This window comes from Brachyspira sp. SAP_772 (genome assembly GCF_009755885.1).
GTDB lineage: Bacteria > Spirochaetota > Brachyspiria > Brachyspirales > Brachyspiraceae > Brachyspira.
Genome location: NZ_VYIX01000110.1, coordinates 1 through 796 on the forward strand (window position 1 = coordinate 1; position 796 = coordinate 796).

The following is a 796-nucleotide window of genomic DNA, read 5'->3' on the forward strand; positions in this document are numbered from 1 at the left end:
TAATTTTTACAACGCTTAATTATGAACAGCAAGAATAATATAAAAAATGGAATAAAATATACGGCTTTAGGTATTGAGTTTGGAAGTATAATACTTGGACTTGCTTTTGTTGGAAATTTAGCTGATAAAAAATTTAATACTTCTCCATTATTTACTATAGCTGGTATATTTTTTGGATTTATATCTGGCATATACAGACTTTATCAGCTTTCTAAAATTATAGAAAGAAATAAAAAATAGATAAAGTTTTTAAGGATTTATTTATGGATAATATAATAAATAGTTTGCTTGATACTGATTTATATAAATTYACAATGCAGCAATGTGCTTTAAGGCAATTTTCTAATGTTTGGGTAAAATATATTTTTAGAAGCAGAAATATATTAGAATGGACTAAAGAGATGCATGATGAGCTATTAAAGCAGATAAAGCATTTTTGYAATCTTTCATTCAAAAAAKATGAACTTGAATATTTAGCTTCTCTTAGATTTATAAAGAGAGATTATATAGAGTTTTTRAAATTATAYAGACCATTAGAAGAACATATTAATGCCTCTTTTGAAGATAAYAAATTAACYGTTTCTATAGAAGGTCCATGGTATCAAACTATTATTTGGGAGATACCTGTRCTTGCTATGATTAGTGAAATATATTATTACTATACTGTTTGTAAGACTAATGGAGAAGAAGCAGTTTATAAACAAGGCGAATCAAACTTAATAAAAAAGCTAGATGATAAATTACTTCCTATATATAAGGCTGAAAGCGGATTTAAATTTTCTGATTTTGGTACTAG

General features: G+C 25.6%; 1 protein-coding gene and 1 pseudogene. Both read left to right on the plus strand.

Annotated features, from left to right (window positions below):
- The first annotated feature begins 21 nt into the window (after positions 1–21).
- Complete coding sequence (locus GQX97_RS12905) at positions 22–240, plus strand: AtpZ/AtpI family protein (protein WP_013244644.1); 219 nt, start codon at positions 22–24, stop codon at positions 238–240.
- A 23-nt stretch (positions 241–263) separates the two neighbouring features.
- A pseudogene (locus GQX97_RS12910) lies at positions 264–796 on the plus strand (nicotinate phosphoribosyltransferase); the annotation flags it as partial.

What these genes read in the sequence shown, in the direction of transcription:
- GQX97_RS12905 (WP_013244644.1), top strand. Translation starts at nt 22, where the DNA reads ATGAACAGCAAGAATAATATAAAAAATGGAATAAAATATACGGCTTTA.